This is a genomic window from Pseudomonas brassicacearum, assembly GCF_003732175.1.
In the GTDB taxonomy this organism is placed as follows: domain Bacteria; phylum Pseudomonadota; class Gammaproteobacteria; order Pseudomonadales; family Pseudomonadaceae; genus Aquipseudomonas; species Aquipseudomonas brassicacearum_G.
Genome location: NZ_MOBI01000027.1, coordinates 88908 through 102548, shown reverse-complemented (window position 1 = coordinate 102548; position 13641 = coordinate 88908). Strand labels below are relative to the sequence as shown.

At 60.4% G+C, this 13641-nt stretch carries 13 protein-coding genes; 7 read left to right on the top strand and 6 right to left on the bottom strand.

The window, feature by feature from the left end; translation table 11 throughout:
- Positions 1-41: 41 nt before the first annotated feature.
- The gene (gene exaC / locus BK658_RS24330) at positions 42-1562 is read right to left on the bottom strand and encodes an acetaldehyde dehydrogenase ExaC (RefSeq protein ID WP_054594222.1); all 1521 of its coding nucleotides are present in this window, start codon (positions 1560-1562) and stop codon (positions 42-44) included.
- 415 nt (positions 1563-1977) lie between these two features.
- On the opposite strand from exaC, the gene BK658_RS24325 reads away from it, so the two are divergent.
- From BK658_RS24325 to BK658_RS24310, 4 genes are all read left to right on the top strand, one after another.
- Positions 1978-3894, top strand: coding sequence for a sigma-54-dependent Fis family transcriptional regulator (locus BK658_RS24325; protein ID WP_123584518.1), 1917 nt, complete (start codon positions 1978-1980; stop codon positions 3892-3894).
- 114 nt (positions 3895-4008) lie between these two features.
- On the top strand, positions 4009-5358 hold the full coding sequence (gene mpl / locus BK658_RS24320) for a UDP-N-acetylmuramate:L-alanyl-gamma-D-glutamyl-meso-diaminopimelate ligase (protein WP_123584517.1): 1350 nt from the start codon (positions 4009-4011) through the stop codon (positions 5356-5358).
- Positions 5355-5987, top strand: coding sequence for a flavin prenyltransferase UbiX (gene ubiX / locus BK658_RS24315; protein WP_019693823.1), 633 nt, complete (start codon positions 5355-5357; stop codon positions 5985-5987). The genes mpl and ubiX overlap by 4 nt, the downstream gene beginning before the upstream one ends.
- Complete coding sequence (locus tag BK658_RS24310) at positions 5980-6264, top strand: YceK/YidQ family lipoprotein (RefSeq protein WP_123584516.1); 285 nt, start codon at positions 5980-5982, stop codon at positions 6262-6264. Before ubiX ends, BK658_RS24310 begins: the two co-directional genes overlap by 8 nt.
- 130 nt (positions 6265-6394) lie before the next feature.
- Here the strand turns inward: BK658_RS24310 and BK658_RS24305 are convergent, their stop codons facing one another.
- From BK658_RS24305 to BK658_RS24295, 3 genes are all read right to left on the bottom strand, one after another.
- The gene (locus BK658_RS24305; protein WP_123584515.1) at positions 6395-7036 is read right to left on the bottom strand and encodes an oxidoreductase; all 642 of its coding nucleotides are present in this window, start codon (positions 7034-7036) and stop codon (positions 6395-6397) included.
- A 28-nt stretch (positions 7037-7064) separates the two neighbouring features.
- Complete coding sequence (locus BK658_RS24300; RefSeq protein ID WP_123584514.1) at positions 7065-8783, bottom strand: C13 family peptidase; 1719 nt, start codon at positions 8781-8783, stop codon at positions 7065-7067.
- Positions 8784-9029: 246 nt separating this feature from the next.
- On the bottom strand, positions 9030-9485 hold the full coding sequence (locus tag BK658_RS24295) for a MaoC family dehydratase (protein ID WP_019693819.1): 456 nt from the start codon (positions 9483-9485) through the stop codon (positions 9030-9032).
- Between the two features lie 194 nt (positions 9486-9679).
- Between BK658_RS24295 and BK658_RS24290 the strand changes: the two genes are divergently transcribed.
- Genes BK658_RS24290 through BK658_RS24280 form a run of 3 tightly spaced genes read left to right on the top strand, consistent with a single transcriptional unit; the run spans position 9680 to position 11359 of the window.
- Entirely contained in the window at positions 9680-10042 is a 363-nt protein-coding gene (locus BK658_RS24290; RefSeq protein WP_123584513.1) for a CidA/LrgA family protein, read from the top strand.
- A complete protein-coding gene (locus BK658_RS24285) occupies positions 10042-10758 on the top strand; it encodes an LrgB family protein (RefSeq protein ID WP_054594215.1) in 717 nt (238 codons plus the stop codon). The genes BK658_RS24290 and BK658_RS24285 overlap by 1 nt, the downstream gene beginning before the upstream one ends.
- 10 nt (positions 10759-10768) lie before the next feature.
- On the top strand, positions 10769-11359 hold the full coding sequence (locus BK658_RS24280) for an LON peptidase substrate-binding domain-containing protein (RefSeq protein ID WP_123584512.1): 591 nt from the start codon (positions 10769-10771) through the stop codon (positions 11357-11359).
- A 93-nt stretch (positions 11360-11452) separates the two neighbouring features.
- Here BK658_RS24280 and BK658_RS24275 read toward each other — a convergent pair whose 3' ends face one another.
- Together BK658_RS24275 and BK658_RS24270 are read right to left on the bottom strand one after the other, a co-directional pair.
- Positions 11453-12769, bottom strand: coding sequence for a bifunctional DedA family/phosphatase PAP2 family protein (locus tag BK658_RS24275; protein WP_123584511.1), 1317 nt, complete (start codon positions 12767-12769; stop codon positions 11453-11455).
- Positions 12770-12856: 87 nt separating this feature from the next.
- Positions 12857-13543 carry a DNA-3-methyladenine glycosylase gene (locus BK658_RS24270; RefSeq protein ID WP_123584563.1) on the bottom strand — a complete coding sequence of 229 codons (687 nt, stop codon included), beginning with the start codon at positions 13541-13543 and terminating at the stop codon, positions 12857-12859.
- Between the last annotated feature and the right edge of the window lie 98 nt (positions 13544-13641).

The window sequence follows — 13641 nt, the reverse complement described above, 5'->3', positions numbered from 1 at the left end:
TTGAAGGGCGACGCCGAAATATCAGCGTCGCCCCCCGGTTTTTAGAAGAAGCCCAGCGGATTGATGTCGTAGCTCACCAGCAGGTTTTTGGTTTGCTGGTAGTGGTCGAGCATCATTTTGTGAGTTTCACGGCCGACACCGGACTTCTTGTAACCACCGAACGCGGCGTGGGCCGGGTACAGGTGGTAGCAGTTGGTCCAGACGCGACCGGCCTTGATCGCCCGGCCCATGCGATAGGCGCGGTTGATGTCGCGGGTCCAGAGACCGGCGCCGAGGCCGAACTCGGTGTCGTTGGCAATCGCCAGGGCTTCGGCCTCGTCCTTGAAGGTGGTGATGCTCACCACCGGGCCAAAGATTTCTTCCTGGAACACACGCATTTTGTTGGTGCCCTTGAGCAGGGTCGGCTGGATGTAATACCCGGTCGCCAGGTTGCCCTCGAGTTTTTCCACCTTGCCGCCGGTCAGCAACTCGGCACCTTCGCCTTTGGCGATTTCCAGGTACGAGAGGATCTTGTCGAATTGCTGCTCGGACGCCTGGGCGCCGACCATGGTGTCGGTGTCCAGCGGGTCGCCACGTTTGATTTGCAGGACCTTCTTCATCACCACTTTCATGAAGTCGTCGTAGATCGACTCTTGCACCAGCGCGCGGGACGGGCAGGTGCAGACTTCACCCTGGTTGAAGAACGCCAGCACCAGGCCTTCGGCGGCTTTCTCGATGAAGGTCGGTTCGGCTTGCATGATGTCGGCGAAGAAGATGTTCGGCGATTTTCCGCCCAGCTCCACGGTGGACGGAATGATGTTTTCGGCAGCGCATTTCATGATGTGCGAGCCGACCGGCGTCGAGCCGGTAAAGGCAATTTTGGCGATGCGTTTGCTGGTGGCCAGGGCTTCACCGGCTTCTTTGCCGAAACCTTGCACGACGTTCAGCACGCCGGGCGGCAGCAGGTCACCGATCAGTTCCAGCAGGACGGTAATGCCCAACGGGGTTTGCTCGGCGGGCTTGAGCACCACGCAGTTACCGGCGGCCAGTGCCGGGGCGAGTTTCCAGGCGGCCATCAGGATCGGGAAGTTCCACGGGATGATCTGCCCGACCACGCCCAGCGGTTCGTGAATGTGATACGCCACGGTGTTGCCGTCGATTTCCGCGGCGCTGCCTTCCTGGGCGCGCAGGCAACCGGCGAAGTAGCGGAAGTGGTCAGCGGCCAGCGGGATGTCGGCGTTGAGGGTTTCACGCACGGCTTTGCCGTTGTCCCAGCTTTCGGTGATCGCCAGGACTTCGAGGTTTTGCTCGATGCGGTCGGCGATTTTCAGCAGCACCAGCGAGCGCGCCTGAGCAGACGTGCTGCCCCAGGCGTCGGCGGCTGCGTGGGCAGCGTCCAGGGCTTTTTCGATGTCTTCGGCCGTGGAGCGGGGGAATTCGGCAATCGGTTGACCGTTGACCGGGGAGGTATTGGTGAAGTACTGACCTTTGACAGGCGCGACGAATTCGCCGCCGATGTAGTTGCCGTATTTACTCTTGAACGAAACGATAGCGCCTTCAGTACCTGGGTGAGCGTAACGCATGGTGAGTATCTCCTTGGCTTTTGTGCTTATAAGGGAGTACGCGCAGTAAGCGCTTGAGAAGCGTAGAGCAAAGGTCGGGCCAGTGCTTTGCAGGTCAGGTAAATCAAGGGCTTACGGCTTTTTAGAGGGGGTGGTGATACAGGGCCTGTGACAGATGCGGTACAGGCCTTGTGACAGTTTGTACCGCTTGTGGCACAGCCTGTGACTTGGTGGTCAGGCCAGCATTGCAAAGCAATCGAGGCTGGAGGATGCTGGGCGTCATTGTGGCGAGGGGGCTTGCCCCCGTTCGGCTGCGAAGCAGTCGTCATCCGTTGGATGCGATTGACCTGAAGAAACGCGGTGGCAGTTTTGGGGGCGCTTTGCGACCCGACGGGGGCAAGCCCCCTCGCCACAACAGCGGGGAGAATAATAAAAAATGCACAGCAACCATTTGAGTCGCCATGCCCAGCAAGTCTTGACCGTGACCCAAGGCAAATCCCATTTGCAGGGGCCGGGCAGCGATCCGTCCATCGCCCGTTCCTGGCTGCGTTGTCTTGAGGACTATCACCTCGACCCGGCCCTGACCATGGCGCCGACGGTGCTTGAACATGGTCGTGTGCTGGAGAGTCGCGAGCGCTTGCAGCAAGTCCTGCAGATTGCCGGTGGCGAAATGACCAGCCTGCATCAACAACTTTCCGGTGCCGGCCACGCCGTGCTGTTGACCGACGCCCGCGGGGTGATCCTCAACTGTGTCACGGCGCCTGCCGAACGGAAGATTTTCGAGCGTGCCGGTCTCTGGCTTGGTGCCGACTGGAGTGAAGCCTGCGAAGGCACCAATGGCATCGGCACCTGCCTGGTGGAGCGGCAGTCGCTGACCATTCACCAGGATGAACACTTTCGCGGTCGCCACACCGGCCTGACCTGTTCTGCGAGCCCGGTGTTCGACCCGCATGGCGAACTGCTGGCGGTGCTCGACGTTTCGTCGGCGCGCCACGATGTCTCGCGTCAGAGCCAGTTCCACACCATGGCGCTGGTCAACCTCTCGGCGAAGATGATCGAGAGCTGCTACTTCCTGCGTTACTTCGACAATCAATGGCTGCTGCGCTTTCACTTGCAGGCCGAGTCGGTCGGGCTGTTCAGTGAAGGGCTGCTGGCATTCGACGGCGAAGGGCGGATCAGCGCGGTCAATCAGAGCGCGTTGAACCTGCTGGGGCATATTCGTGGCGGGTTGCTGGGCAAGCCGGTCGAGGCGTTTTTCGATTGTTCGCTGGACGAGCTGCTGGGGCGCGCGAGCATCAATGCCGCCGCCAGTTGGCCGCTGCGCACCCGCGATGGGCGGGTGTTGTTTGCGCTGTTGCGCGGCCAGCCGCGTAGCGTGCCGACCCCGGTGCTGCAACCGCCGGTCATTGCCGAACGCCCGGTTCTTACGGGTATTTGTCTGGGAGATGAAGGGCTGCAGGCTGATTTTCGCAAAGCCTTGCGGGTCTTCGAGCGTGATGTGCCGCTGTTGATCAACGGTGAAACCGGCTCAGGTAAAGAAGCCTTCGCCAAGGCCGTGCACCAGGCCAGTCAGCGCGCCGACAAGGCCTTCGTCGCGCTCAACTGTGCGGCGATCCCGGAAAGCCTGATCGAGAGCGAACTGTTCGGCTATCGCGGCGGCAGTTTTACTGGCGCCCGCAAAGAAGGCATGCGCGGCAAGTTGCAGCAGGCCGATGGCGGCACGCTGTTCCTCGACGAAATCGGTGACATGCCGCTGGCGTTGCAAACCCGACTATTAAGGGTGCTGGAAGATCGGCAGGTGGTGCCGATCGGTGGTGAGCCGCTGCCGGTCAACGTGCGGATCATCAGTGCCACTCACCGGAATTTGCTCGAGCGGGTGCAGGATGGCAGTTTCCGCGAAGATTTGTATTACCGCCTCAATGGCCTGGAAGTCGCCTTGCCGGCGTTGCGTGAACGCAGCGACAAGTCGCAGTTGCTGGACTTTTTGCTGGCTGAAGAGTCGGGCGGGGAGGCGGTGCTGATTGACCCTGCGGCGCGACAGGCGCTGCTCGACTTCGCCTGGCCAGGTAACGTGCGGCAATTGCGCAATGTGCTGCGGACCCTGGCGGCATTGTGCGATGACGGAAGGATCGGGGTTGAGGATTTGCCGGTGATGATTCGTCAGGCCCGACCGGCTCCGCTGTTAGCGCAGGCGCAAGAGGTGTCCGAATATCCGCTGGATGATGCCGAGCGCCTGGCGTTACTCAATGCGCTGGAGCAGCAGCGTTGGCACATGACCCATACCGCTGAACAGCTGGGTGTCAGCCGCAACACCCTCTATAGAAAACTGCGCAAACACGGCATCGCCCGGTAACTGATCGTTCCCACGCAGAGCGTGGGAACGAGAGAGCAAAGCCAGCCCATCACCTAAAGAGTGCGATTTTCGGCCCTCTACGCTAACCTGCCTCGATGTTTTATGAGGTTGACTATGCACATTCATATTCTGGGTATTTGCGGCACTTTCATGGGTTCGATGGCGGTTCTGGCCAAAGAACTGGGCCATCATGTGACGGGCTCCGATGCCAACGTCTACCCGCCGATGAGCACTCAGTTGCAGGCGCAGGGCATCGAGCTGACGCAAGGCTATGATCCTGCCCAACTCGATCCGGCCCCGGATCTGGTGGTGATCGGCAATGCGATGTCGCGCGGCAACCCGGCGGTCGAATACGTATTGAACAAAGGCCTGCCGTATGTCTCCGGTCCGCAATGGCTGGCTGATCACGTGCTGCAAGGTCGCTGGGTGCTGGCAGTTGCCGGCACTCACGGTAAAACCACCACCAGCAGCATGCTCGCCTGGGTGCTGGAACACGCCGGCATGAGCCCGGGCTTTTTGATCGGCGGTGTGCCGCAGAACTTCTCGGTATCGGCGCGTCTGGGTGAAACGCCGTTCTTCGTGATCGAAGCCGATGAATACGACAGCGCCTTCTTCGACAAGCGTTCGAAATTCGTTCACTACCGTCCGCGTACCGCGATCCTCAATAACCTTGAGTTCGATCACGCCGACATCTTCCCCGATCTGCCGGCCATCGAACGACAGTTCCACCACCTGGTGCGGACCATCCCGAGCGAAGGCCTGGTGATCCACCCGACTACCGAACCCGCGTTGCAACGCGTGATCGAAATGGGTTGCTGGACCCCGGTGCAAACCACCGGCGCAGGCGGGCAGTGGCAGGTCAAGTTACTCAGCGAAGACGGCTCGAAGTTTGAAGTGATGTTCGAAGGCGTCGCCCAGGGCGTGGTCGAGTGGGACATGACTGGCCAGCACAACGTTGCCAACGCCTTGGCCACTCTGGCGGCCGCGCGGCATGTGGGTGTGGTTCCGGCGATGGGTATCGCCGCGTTGAGCGCGTTCAAGAGCGTCAAGCGTCGTATGGAAAAAGTCGCTGAAGTTCACGGCGTCACCATCTACGACGACTTCGCTCACCACCCGACCGCCATTGCGACCACCCTTGACGGTCTGCGCAAACGCATCGGCGACGCACCGTTGATCGCGATCATCGAGCCGCGTTCCAACTCGATGAAGCTCGGCGCACACCGAGACGGTTTGCCGGAAAGCGTGGTCGATGCCGATCAGGTGATCTGGTACGCACCGGCCAACCTTGGCTGGGACTTGCCCGCCGTTGCTGCGCTGTGCACCGTGCCATCTATGGTCTGCGATTCGCTGGATGGCATTATCGAGCAGGTGAAGAGCCAGGCCAAACCGGGCACCCACGTGGTGATCATGAGCAACGGCGGTTTCGGCGGCCTGCACGGCAAATTGGCCGAGGCGCTTAAATGAGTAACGGTCCGGATCGCATCACGCTGGCCATGACCGGCGCTTCCGGCGCCCAGTACGGTTTGCGCCTGCTCGATTGCCTGGTGCGCGAAGACCGCGAGGTGCACTTCCTGATCTCCAAGGCGGCGCAATTGGTGATGGCGACCGAGACCGACGTCACGCTGCCGCCGAAACCGCAGATGATGCAGGCCTTCCTCACCGAATACACTGGCGCTGCTGCCGGGCAGATTCGGGTGTATGGCAAGGAAGACTGGATGTCGCCCGTGGCCTCGGGCTCCGGCTCGCCGGCCGCGATGGTGGTGGTGCCGTGTTCGACCGGGACCTTGTCGGCGATTGCCACAGGCGCCTGTAACAACCTGATCGAGCGCGCCGCCGACGTGACTTTGAAAGAGCGTCGGCAGTTGATTCTGGTGCCACGCGAGGCACCGTATTCCAGTATTCACCTGGAAAACATGCTCAAGCTGTCGAACATGGGCGTGACCATTCTGCCGGCCTCGCCGGGCTTCTATCACCAGCCGCAGACCATCGATGATCTGGTGGACTTTGTCGTGGCGCGGATTCTCAATCTGTTGAACATCCCGCAAGACATGCTGCCGCGTTGGGGTGAACACCATTTGAGCAGCGATGAATAAGCTATTGAGTCTTCTGCTCGCCCTGCAATTGGGTGGCTGTGCCACCGCACGCACGCTGGACGCAGCCAAGCCCGGCGCACCGGTGGTGTATTCGGGAATGCGCCTTGATCTGTATGCACTGGACGGCGGTTGTTGTGCCAAGGATCGTTTTGGCGCCGAAGCACCGAGCTACCCCGGCATCGACCTGCCGGCCAGCGCGCTGCTCGACACGCTGCTGTTGCCGCTGTCGGTGTTGACGGTGCTAGGGGTAGGGTTTCAGGCGACGGGCGGGTTGTAGCCTTTTTCACCGATCGTTCCCATGCTCTGCGTGGGAATGCATCAAAGGACGCTCTGCGTCTGCTCCTGGATGTGACGCGGAGTGTCACGGGCTGCATTCCCACGCAGAGCGTGGGAACGATCAGGGGGGGTTATTTGCCGAGCTTGCGCAACTCATCCGACTCGACAATCCGCAAGCCATCCTGTTCTTCCAGCGCCAGGCGCCACATGGCGCGGGCCAGTTGGCAGGCTTCGATGCCGTGGTATTTGCCGGGAATCAATTTGGACAATGGTCCCGCCAGCTGTTCGGCGAGTCGCGGTTCAAGGCGATCACCCAGTAGCAGGGACGGCCGGCAAATAGTCAGTTGCGGCCAGTTCTGTGCGCGCAATGCGTATTCCATCTCGCCCTTGACCCGGTTGTAGAAAATCGAGGATCTGCGATCAGCCCCCAGGGCGCTGATCACGATCAAGTGCCGTGCGCCCATTTCCCGTGCACGTTTGGCGAACGCCACCACTAAGTCCAGATCGACTGCGCGAAAGGCTTGTTCGGAGCCGGCCTGTTTGATCGTCGTGCCCAGGCAGCAGTAGGCAATGTCGACGCGGCCACTGAGTTGGGGGAGAAGCACCGCCGGATCGCCAACCGGATTTTCCAGATGAGGATGTTCAGCCAGTGGTCGGCGTGACGGTGCCAGTACGCGGCTGATGGTCGGCTCGTTGAGCAGCCGATCGAGTAAGTGTTCACCGGTCAGGCCGGTGGCTCCAGCGAGCAATACATGCTGAGGCGTCAAGTACATAGTGTTTCCCCCTTGATACTGTTTCAGCTTAGTTGCTCTTTGCTTCCTTGCTGGTTAAAGCGGCACTTTGTAGTGCTTTGCGTGCTTGCTGCTTGCGCAGTAATTGCCAATGCGCCAACACCCCTTTAGGCGCCCAGATCTGTGGTTCCGATGCCTCGAAGTTATCTGCCAGTTCGCGCTCGGCGACTGTGGCCTTGGCCAGTTTGAACGCCTGCTCCAGATCGTCGGTCTGGTTCAGCGCCTGAACGAACAACGCGTCGCCAAAGTAAGTGAAGTCAGCTTCCTCCGAGCAGCCAAATGACACTCGGTCGGCGCGCGAGGCGGTCATGATCAGTGTGCGCTCGTCTTTGAGTGCCGGGATGAAACCGCCGGAGTAGCAGGCCGAAATCACGATGATCTTGTCGCGGTTTTTCAGCGGTGCGAGGACGGCGGCCAATTCGTCAGCCGGCAAATCGGCCAGCTCCATGCGCGGTTGGTCGAGCACCAGTTCGTGTTCGTGGGTGCCGTGGCTGGTCAGGTAGATGAACACCAGGTCTTCCGGCCCGCTGCGTTCGGCCAGGGTCAGGGCGGCGCGGCGCAGGTTCTCGCGCGTGGCCATCGGCCGGTCGCCGAGGTGGTCGCGATGGTTGACCAGGCGGATCTGACCGTATGCGCCGAAGCGGCTGGCGAGCATGTTGCTGACGTAATCGGACTCGCGCAGAAACACGCTCTGCTTGCCGTCGCCGCCGACGGTCAGGGTGTACAACTCGATCGCCGGGGTCGAGGCGGGCACATTGGCCAGCGCGTCTTCGAGCAGGCGCCCTTGCGCCAGCAACCCCAGCTCGAGGGTGTCTGGCAGCAACTTGCCATTGGCATCGCGTACACGCTGGCCATTGATCCAGTCGCCGCTTTGCACGGTGCCATCCGTCAGCACCAGCGTGCCGTGCCCTTGATAGCTGTCGTTATCGAACTCGCCGATGTAGAAGCTGCCGTCCGCCAGGTTCAAACGGCCTTGGCCGGTAAAACGCCAATCACTGAATTGGCCGATGTAGTGGCTGTTGTCGGCGCCGATCAATTCGCCTTTTCCGTTCAGCGCGCCTTCCTTGAACTGGCCGACCCACACGTCGCCGTCGGCATTCTCATAGCGGCCTTTGCCGTTCAACTGATTCTGTTTGAAACCGCCGACGTAGCTGTCGCCCTCGGCACTGCTGAAGGTGCCGTTGCCTTCCAGCTGACCGTCGACAAAAGTACCGGTGAACTGGTTGCCGCTGGCATCGCCACGCTGGCCTTCACCGTTGGGTTTGCCGTTGGTGAACTGGCCCTGATACTGGCTGCCGTCTTCAAGCTCGAGACGGCCGAGGCCGGAATACTGATCGGCCTTGAACTCGCCACGGTAGGTCATGCCATCTTCTTTGAGGGTGCCTTCACCGTCGCGCCGCCCGAGTTTGAAGCCGCCGGTGTAGCTGCTGCCGTTGGTGGTCAGCGTGCCCTGGCCATGGAACAGCCCCTGCTGGAATTCCCCGCGGTAAACTTCGCCGTTGCTGCCGTGCCATTCGCCCTGACCGTGCCACTGGCCCTTGTCGAACTGACCGGCGTACCAACTGCCGTTCGGGTAGTCGATCCGGCCCTGGCCTTGCAGCAACCCATTGACCAGGTCGCCCCGATAGCGGCCGCCATCAGGCAGGCGTGCGTCGGGCGGCAACAGCGATTCGCCATCACCACATGCGGTGAGCAACAGGGTCAGGGCAAGGGGTGCAAGTGAGCGCATAGCGGGATCCGGGCAATTAGGCGAGGGAGTATGCCGCAGCTATGTGTCTGATATATAGAGACGCGGTGCGAAACAGTAGGAACTCCGACCGCGTAAAAACTACTGCGCTCGGAAATACTGCGTTGAAAAAAGGTTCGGACTGCTCATTTACAGCACGTAAACTCCGCGTCCTCACCTTTTTTCGCCTTGTCTTTCCTTCGCTCGCTACGTTTTTACGCGGTCTGTTCGCTTCGCATCCGGCGGGGGTTAAACGAACGCCAGCGACAGCGGTTCAGCGATGTACGCCGGTTTTTCCTGGCCTTCGATTTCCAGCGTGGCGGTGGCCTTGAGCAGCCATTGGCCAGGTTTCTTTTCGGTAACGTCGCTCAGTTCGACCTTGAGCCGGACTCTGGAGTCGACCTTCACCGGTTGAATGAAACGCACGCTGTCCAGGCCGTAATTGACGACCATCTTCAAGCCTTGCGGCAGGACCAGGATGTCTTCCATCAGTTTAGGGATCAACGACAGTGACAGGAAACCGTGGGCGATCGTGCTGCCAAACGGGGTTTGTGCGGCTTTTACCGGGTCAACGTGGATGAACTGATAATCGCCTGTAGCTTCAGCGAACAGGTTGATGCGGTCCTGATCGATCGTGAGCCATTCGGAACGTCCGAGTTCCTTGCCGACATAGTCTTTGAGCTCTGCAACGGGAACATAGGGCATTGAGACTCTCCTTGGGTTCATCGGTTTTATAGTTTTTTCAGGTGGGGGATTGGCCCCGGAACAACCACCTTAGATCATCATGGCGATTAGGTCTGGTCAAGTTTCCATACCTTTGGCGAATACCCATGCATAGCGGGTGCCATGCTTATAATGTCCAGCCCGCTTGTGGGGGCGAGTTTTGCTGGAGATGACGGATGTTGCTACGCGGCCTGACCTGGCTGGTGCTGTTTCAATTACTCGGCACGGCCCTCAACCATTTGATTTTGCCAGTGCTGCCAGGGCCTATTATCGGCCTGCTGTTGCTGCTGGGGTTCCTGGTCATTCGTGGCGAAGTGGCTGAACCCCTGAGCCTGGCGGCTGGCAGCCTGCTGCGTTATTTGCCCTTGCTGCTGGTGCCGCCAGCGGTGGGCGTGATGGTATATGCCGCCGATATCGCGGCGGATTTCTGGGCCATCGTTGGCGCACTGGTGTTGTCGCTGCTGCTGTCCATGGCGTTCGCCGGAGTCTTGATGCAACGGCTGATCAAGCGCCACGCCGTGCGCTCGGAGGAGTCGTGATGATCTTCGACTGGCAGGGTGCGCTGGCGGCAGTGATTCATCACCCGTTGTTCGGTATCGGCGTTACGTTGGGCGCCTATCAACTGGTGTTGGCCGCGTTCGAGAAAACCCGCTGGATCTTCCTGCAGCCTGTGCTGGTATCGATGCTGCTGGTTATCGGCGTGTTGCTCGCGTGCGGGCTGACGTATGCCGAGTACCGCAAAAGCACCGAGATCCTCAGCATTCTGCTGGGGCCGGCGACCGTTGCGCTGGCGGTGCCGCTCTACCTGAACCTGCGGCGGATTCGGCAGCTGTTCTGGCCGATATTTACTACGCTGGTGATAGGCGGTGTGGTTGCCACCGGCATGGGCGTGCTGCTGGGTTGGTGGTTTGGCGCCGAGCACATGATCCTGATGACCATGGCGCCCAAATCGGTCACCTCGCCGATTGCCATGCTGGTGGCCGAGCAGATTGGCGGAGTGGCGGCGCTGGCGGCGGTGTTCGTGTTGATCACCGGGGTGATTGGCGCAATTTTCGGCCCGAGTCTGTTGAACCGGCTTGGTGTGCACAGCCCCGAAGCCCGCGGCATGGCGCTGGGTATGACCGCCCACGCTGTCGGGACTGCGGTGGCGATGCAGGAAAGTGAAGAGTGCGGCGCCTTCGCGGCGCTGGCGATGAGTCTGATGGGCGTGGCCACGGCGGTGTTCCTGCCGTTGGCGGTGTCGATGGTGGTGTAAGGAAATGTCTATGAGCTTGCCGCTTTTTCCGCTGAACACGGTGCTGTTTCCTGGCTGCATCCTCGACTTGCAGATTTTTGAGGCGCGCTATCTGGACATGATCAGCCGCTGCATGAAACAGGGCGGCGGCTTCGGCGTGGTGTGCATCCTCGATGGCGAAGAAGTCGGCATCGCCCCGGAGGGCTACGCGCTGGTGGGATGCGAAGCGCTGATTACCGATTTCAAGCAGCAGGATAATGGTCTGCTGGGTATCCGGGTGCAGGGCGGGCGGCGTTTCCACGTGCTGCGCACCGAGACTCAGCGCGATCAGTTGACCGTCGCTGACGTCGAGTGGCTGGAAGACGAACCGGAGCAACCGCTACAGGACGAAGACGCCGACCTGGTCGCACTGCTCAAGGCCTTGGCCGAACACCCGATGGTCGAAGCGTTGAACATGGGCACCGATGCGGCTGGGCAACAGTCACTGGCCAATCAATTGGCGTACCTGTTGCCGTTTTCTGAAGTGGACAAGATCGAACTGCTGCAACTCGACAACCCGCAGCAGCGCCTGGATGCGATTCAGGCGCTGTTGGACGAGTTGCAGGGTGAGTTGTTTGCCTGACGCCCGCTAAAAGATCGCAGCCTGCGGCAGCTCCTACATGGATTCGGTGTGCGTCCTGTAGGAGCTGCCGCAGGCTGCGATCTTTTGTTTTTGCTAATACGCATACCGCAGCAGTGTATGAGGCAAATTCCACAGCGCGAAGAACCCGAACAATGCCAGCATTACAGGCAACACCCGCCACCATACCTTGGCCGGCATAGGGCTCAAGGGTGTCTGGCGCTGGGTCACGGCCAGGCTGGCAGCACACACGCAAGCCGCCAGCATCGCGCCGGCGGTTATATCGGTTGGCCAGTGTGCGCCGAGATAAACCCGCGACAGGGCGATGGCGGCTGCCGGCAAGCAACCAAGCAGCAACCAGGTCAGGCGCATGCGCTGCGGTTGGCCTCGGCCGGCCAGCACCGCGAGGGTCAGGAACAACGCAAACGAGCCCGACGCATGACCACTGGGCATGCTGTAGCTGGTCAGTGGGTCGGTCAGTACTTCCGGGCGCAACCGGGCGAACAGGTTCTTGGTGCCAGTGTTCACCAGCGCGGTGATCAGCAGCGTGCAGCCCGCGAAGATCATGTGCCGCCATTGGCGTGTAATCAGTAGCAGGATCGTCAGCGCCGCGCTGATCACCAGCATGTTTTTGAAATCGCCGACCTGGGTGAGCATTACCGCGGCTTCATCCAGCACCGGGCTGCGGTGTTCTTGAACCAGCGTCATCAAGCCCTGATCGAAGGCGCTCAGGTGCGGGTATCCGATAAACAGCCCGCCGAGTATCAGCAGGCTGAGGCCGGCAATCAGTGCGGTGGCCTGGCGATGACCGCGCAAGCTGCTGTTGATGCTCAGGCCCACCAATACCGCGATGCTACCGGCTATCAGACCGGCTTGAGGCCAGAAACCTTCCGGCAGCGGCAGGCGAATCGCTGCGCCCGTGGCCCAGCCCGGCAGTAAATAGACCACCGACCAGCCGGCCCCCGCCAGTAAGCTGACGGCGAAGAAACGCAGGAACGGCATGTCGAACATCCCGGCAACCATTGGCAGCATCGGGCGCAAAGGGCCGATAAAGCGCCCGACCAATAAGCTTGCGATGCCATAACGCTGGAAATAGTTTTCGGCGCCATTGATCCATTCCGGATGGTGACGCAACCCCGGCAAGCGCCGAATGTTCTGGTGGAAGTGTCTGCCCAGGAAATACGACAGCAGATCGCCGAACAAGCCGCCGAGGAGACCCAGCAGTAGCGTTTCACCCAGCGACAGCGCGCCGCTGCCGGCCAGCGCCGTGATAGCAAACAGCAACACTATCCCGGGCACGATTAACCCGACAATTGCCAGGCACTCAATGCAGGCCACTATGAATACCGCCACCGCCAGCCATTGCGGGTTGACCGTCAACCAGGCGGTCAGGCTATCGAGCCATGGGCCCATACATACAACTCCATCAGATCATCAAATGAACTGTGGGAGCGAGCTCGCTCCCACAGTGAGTGTTTTTGCTGCTAGCCGCAGAGCCATTCAGGGAAGCAGAAAATAGTCGCGGTTTTCGACCTGGCCACGTCGCAGGGGGTTCCGGCTGCAGTAGGGTGCGTAAGCGCTGTCGACGAAGCGGTACATCAGGTGTTCGTCGCGGCCGTGGGGAATGCCCAGGCGTGTGGTCTGGATGACATGCACGGGTGGTGTGCCAACGTCTTCGACAAACAGTATTTCATGATCGAAGCGTTTGGCATCCCAGATCGGTACTTTCAGGCCCAGCGCCTTGCACAGCAAGGTCTGACCGGCGCAGAGCTTTTGCGAGGGGCGCGGTCGGCCCTTGGCGTCGGGGTTGTTGAGCAGCATCTGCGCCAGGCTTGCCGGTCCGGAGAATTCATCGACCCACGGGTAAGCCGACTTGATCAGCACCGCATTGCCCGGCCCGTGGGCGCTGAAGTTCAGCGAATCGCCACCACGGGCGTAATACATATAGATGTGGCCGCCATCCAGAAACAAAGCCTTACGTTTTTCTGTGTAGCCGAGCGAGGCGTGGCTGCCTTTTTCTTCGCAGTAATAGGCTTCGGTCTCGATAATCCGCGCCGAAAGCCACAGGTCGCCGACGCGATGGCGGATCACTTTACCCAGCAAGTCACAGGCAAGTAGCTGAGCATCACGGTTGAAAAAGCTGTCGGGCAGGGCTTTTGGCAACTTCTCTGTGGTCAAAATAGGCATGGCGGCCGAAGAGATCAGGTAAATATGACGGAATGATAACAACTGCGGACTTAATCGAGGCTGAACACTGCCCATTTCGACCATCCGCCCGTCACTGC

What these genes read in the sequence shown, in the direction of transcription:
- exaC (WP_054594222.1), bottom strand. Translation starts at nt 1,562, where the DNA reads ATGCGTTACGCTCACCCAGGTACTGAAGGCGCTATCGTTTCGTTCAAG.
- BK658_RS24325 (WP_123584518.1), top strand. Translation starts at nt 1,978, where the DNA reads ATGCACAGCAACCATTTGAGTCGCCATGCCCAGCAAGTCTTGACCGTG.
- mpl (WP_123584517.1), top strand. Translation starts at nt 4,009, where the DNA reads ATGCACATTCATATTCTGGGTATTTGCGGCACTTTCATGGGTTCGATG.
- ubiX (WP_019693823.1), top strand. Translation starts at nt 5,355, where the DNA reads ATGAGTAACGGTCCGGATCGCATCACGCTGGCCATGACCGGCGCTTCC.
- BK658_RS24310 (WP_123584516.1), top strand. Translation starts at nt 5,980, where the DNA reads ATGAATAAGCTATTGAGTCTTCTGCTCGCCCTGCAATTGGGTGGCTGT.
- BK658_RS24305 (WP_123584515.1), bottom strand. Translation starts at nt 7,036, where the DNA reads ATGTACTTGACGCCTCAGCATGTATTGCTCGCTGGAGCCACCGGCCTG.
- BK658_RS24300 (WP_123584514.1), bottom strand. Translation starts at nt 8,783, where the DNA reads ATGCGCTCACTTGCACCCCTTGCCCTGACCCTGTTGCTCACCGCATGT.
- BK658_RS24295 (WP_019693819.1), bottom strand. Translation starts at nt 9,485, where the DNA reads ATGCCCTATGTTCCCGTTGCAGAGCTCAAAGACTATGTCGGCAAGGAA.
- BK658_RS24290 (WP_123584513.1), top strand. Translation starts at nt 9,680, where the DNA reads ATGTTGCTACGCGGCCTGACCTGGCTGGTGCTGTTTCAATTACTCGGC.
- BK658_RS24285 (WP_054594215.1), top strand. Translation starts at nt 10,042, where the DNA reads ATGATCTTCGACTGGCAGGGTGCGCTGGCGGCAGTGATTCATCACCCG.
- BK658_RS24280 (WP_123584512.1), top strand. Translation starts at nt 10,769, where the DNA reads ATGAGCTTGCCGCTTTTTCCGCTGAACACGGTGCTGTTTCCTGGCTGC.
- BK658_RS24275 (WP_123584511.1), bottom strand. Translation starts at nt 12,769, where the DNA reads ATGGGCCCATGGCTCGATAGCCTGACCGCCTGGTTGACGGTCAACCCG.
- BK658_RS24270 (WP_123584563.1), bottom strand. Translation starts at nt 13,543, where the DNA reads ATGCCTATTTTGACCACAGAGAAGTTGCCAAAAGCCCTGCCCGACAGC.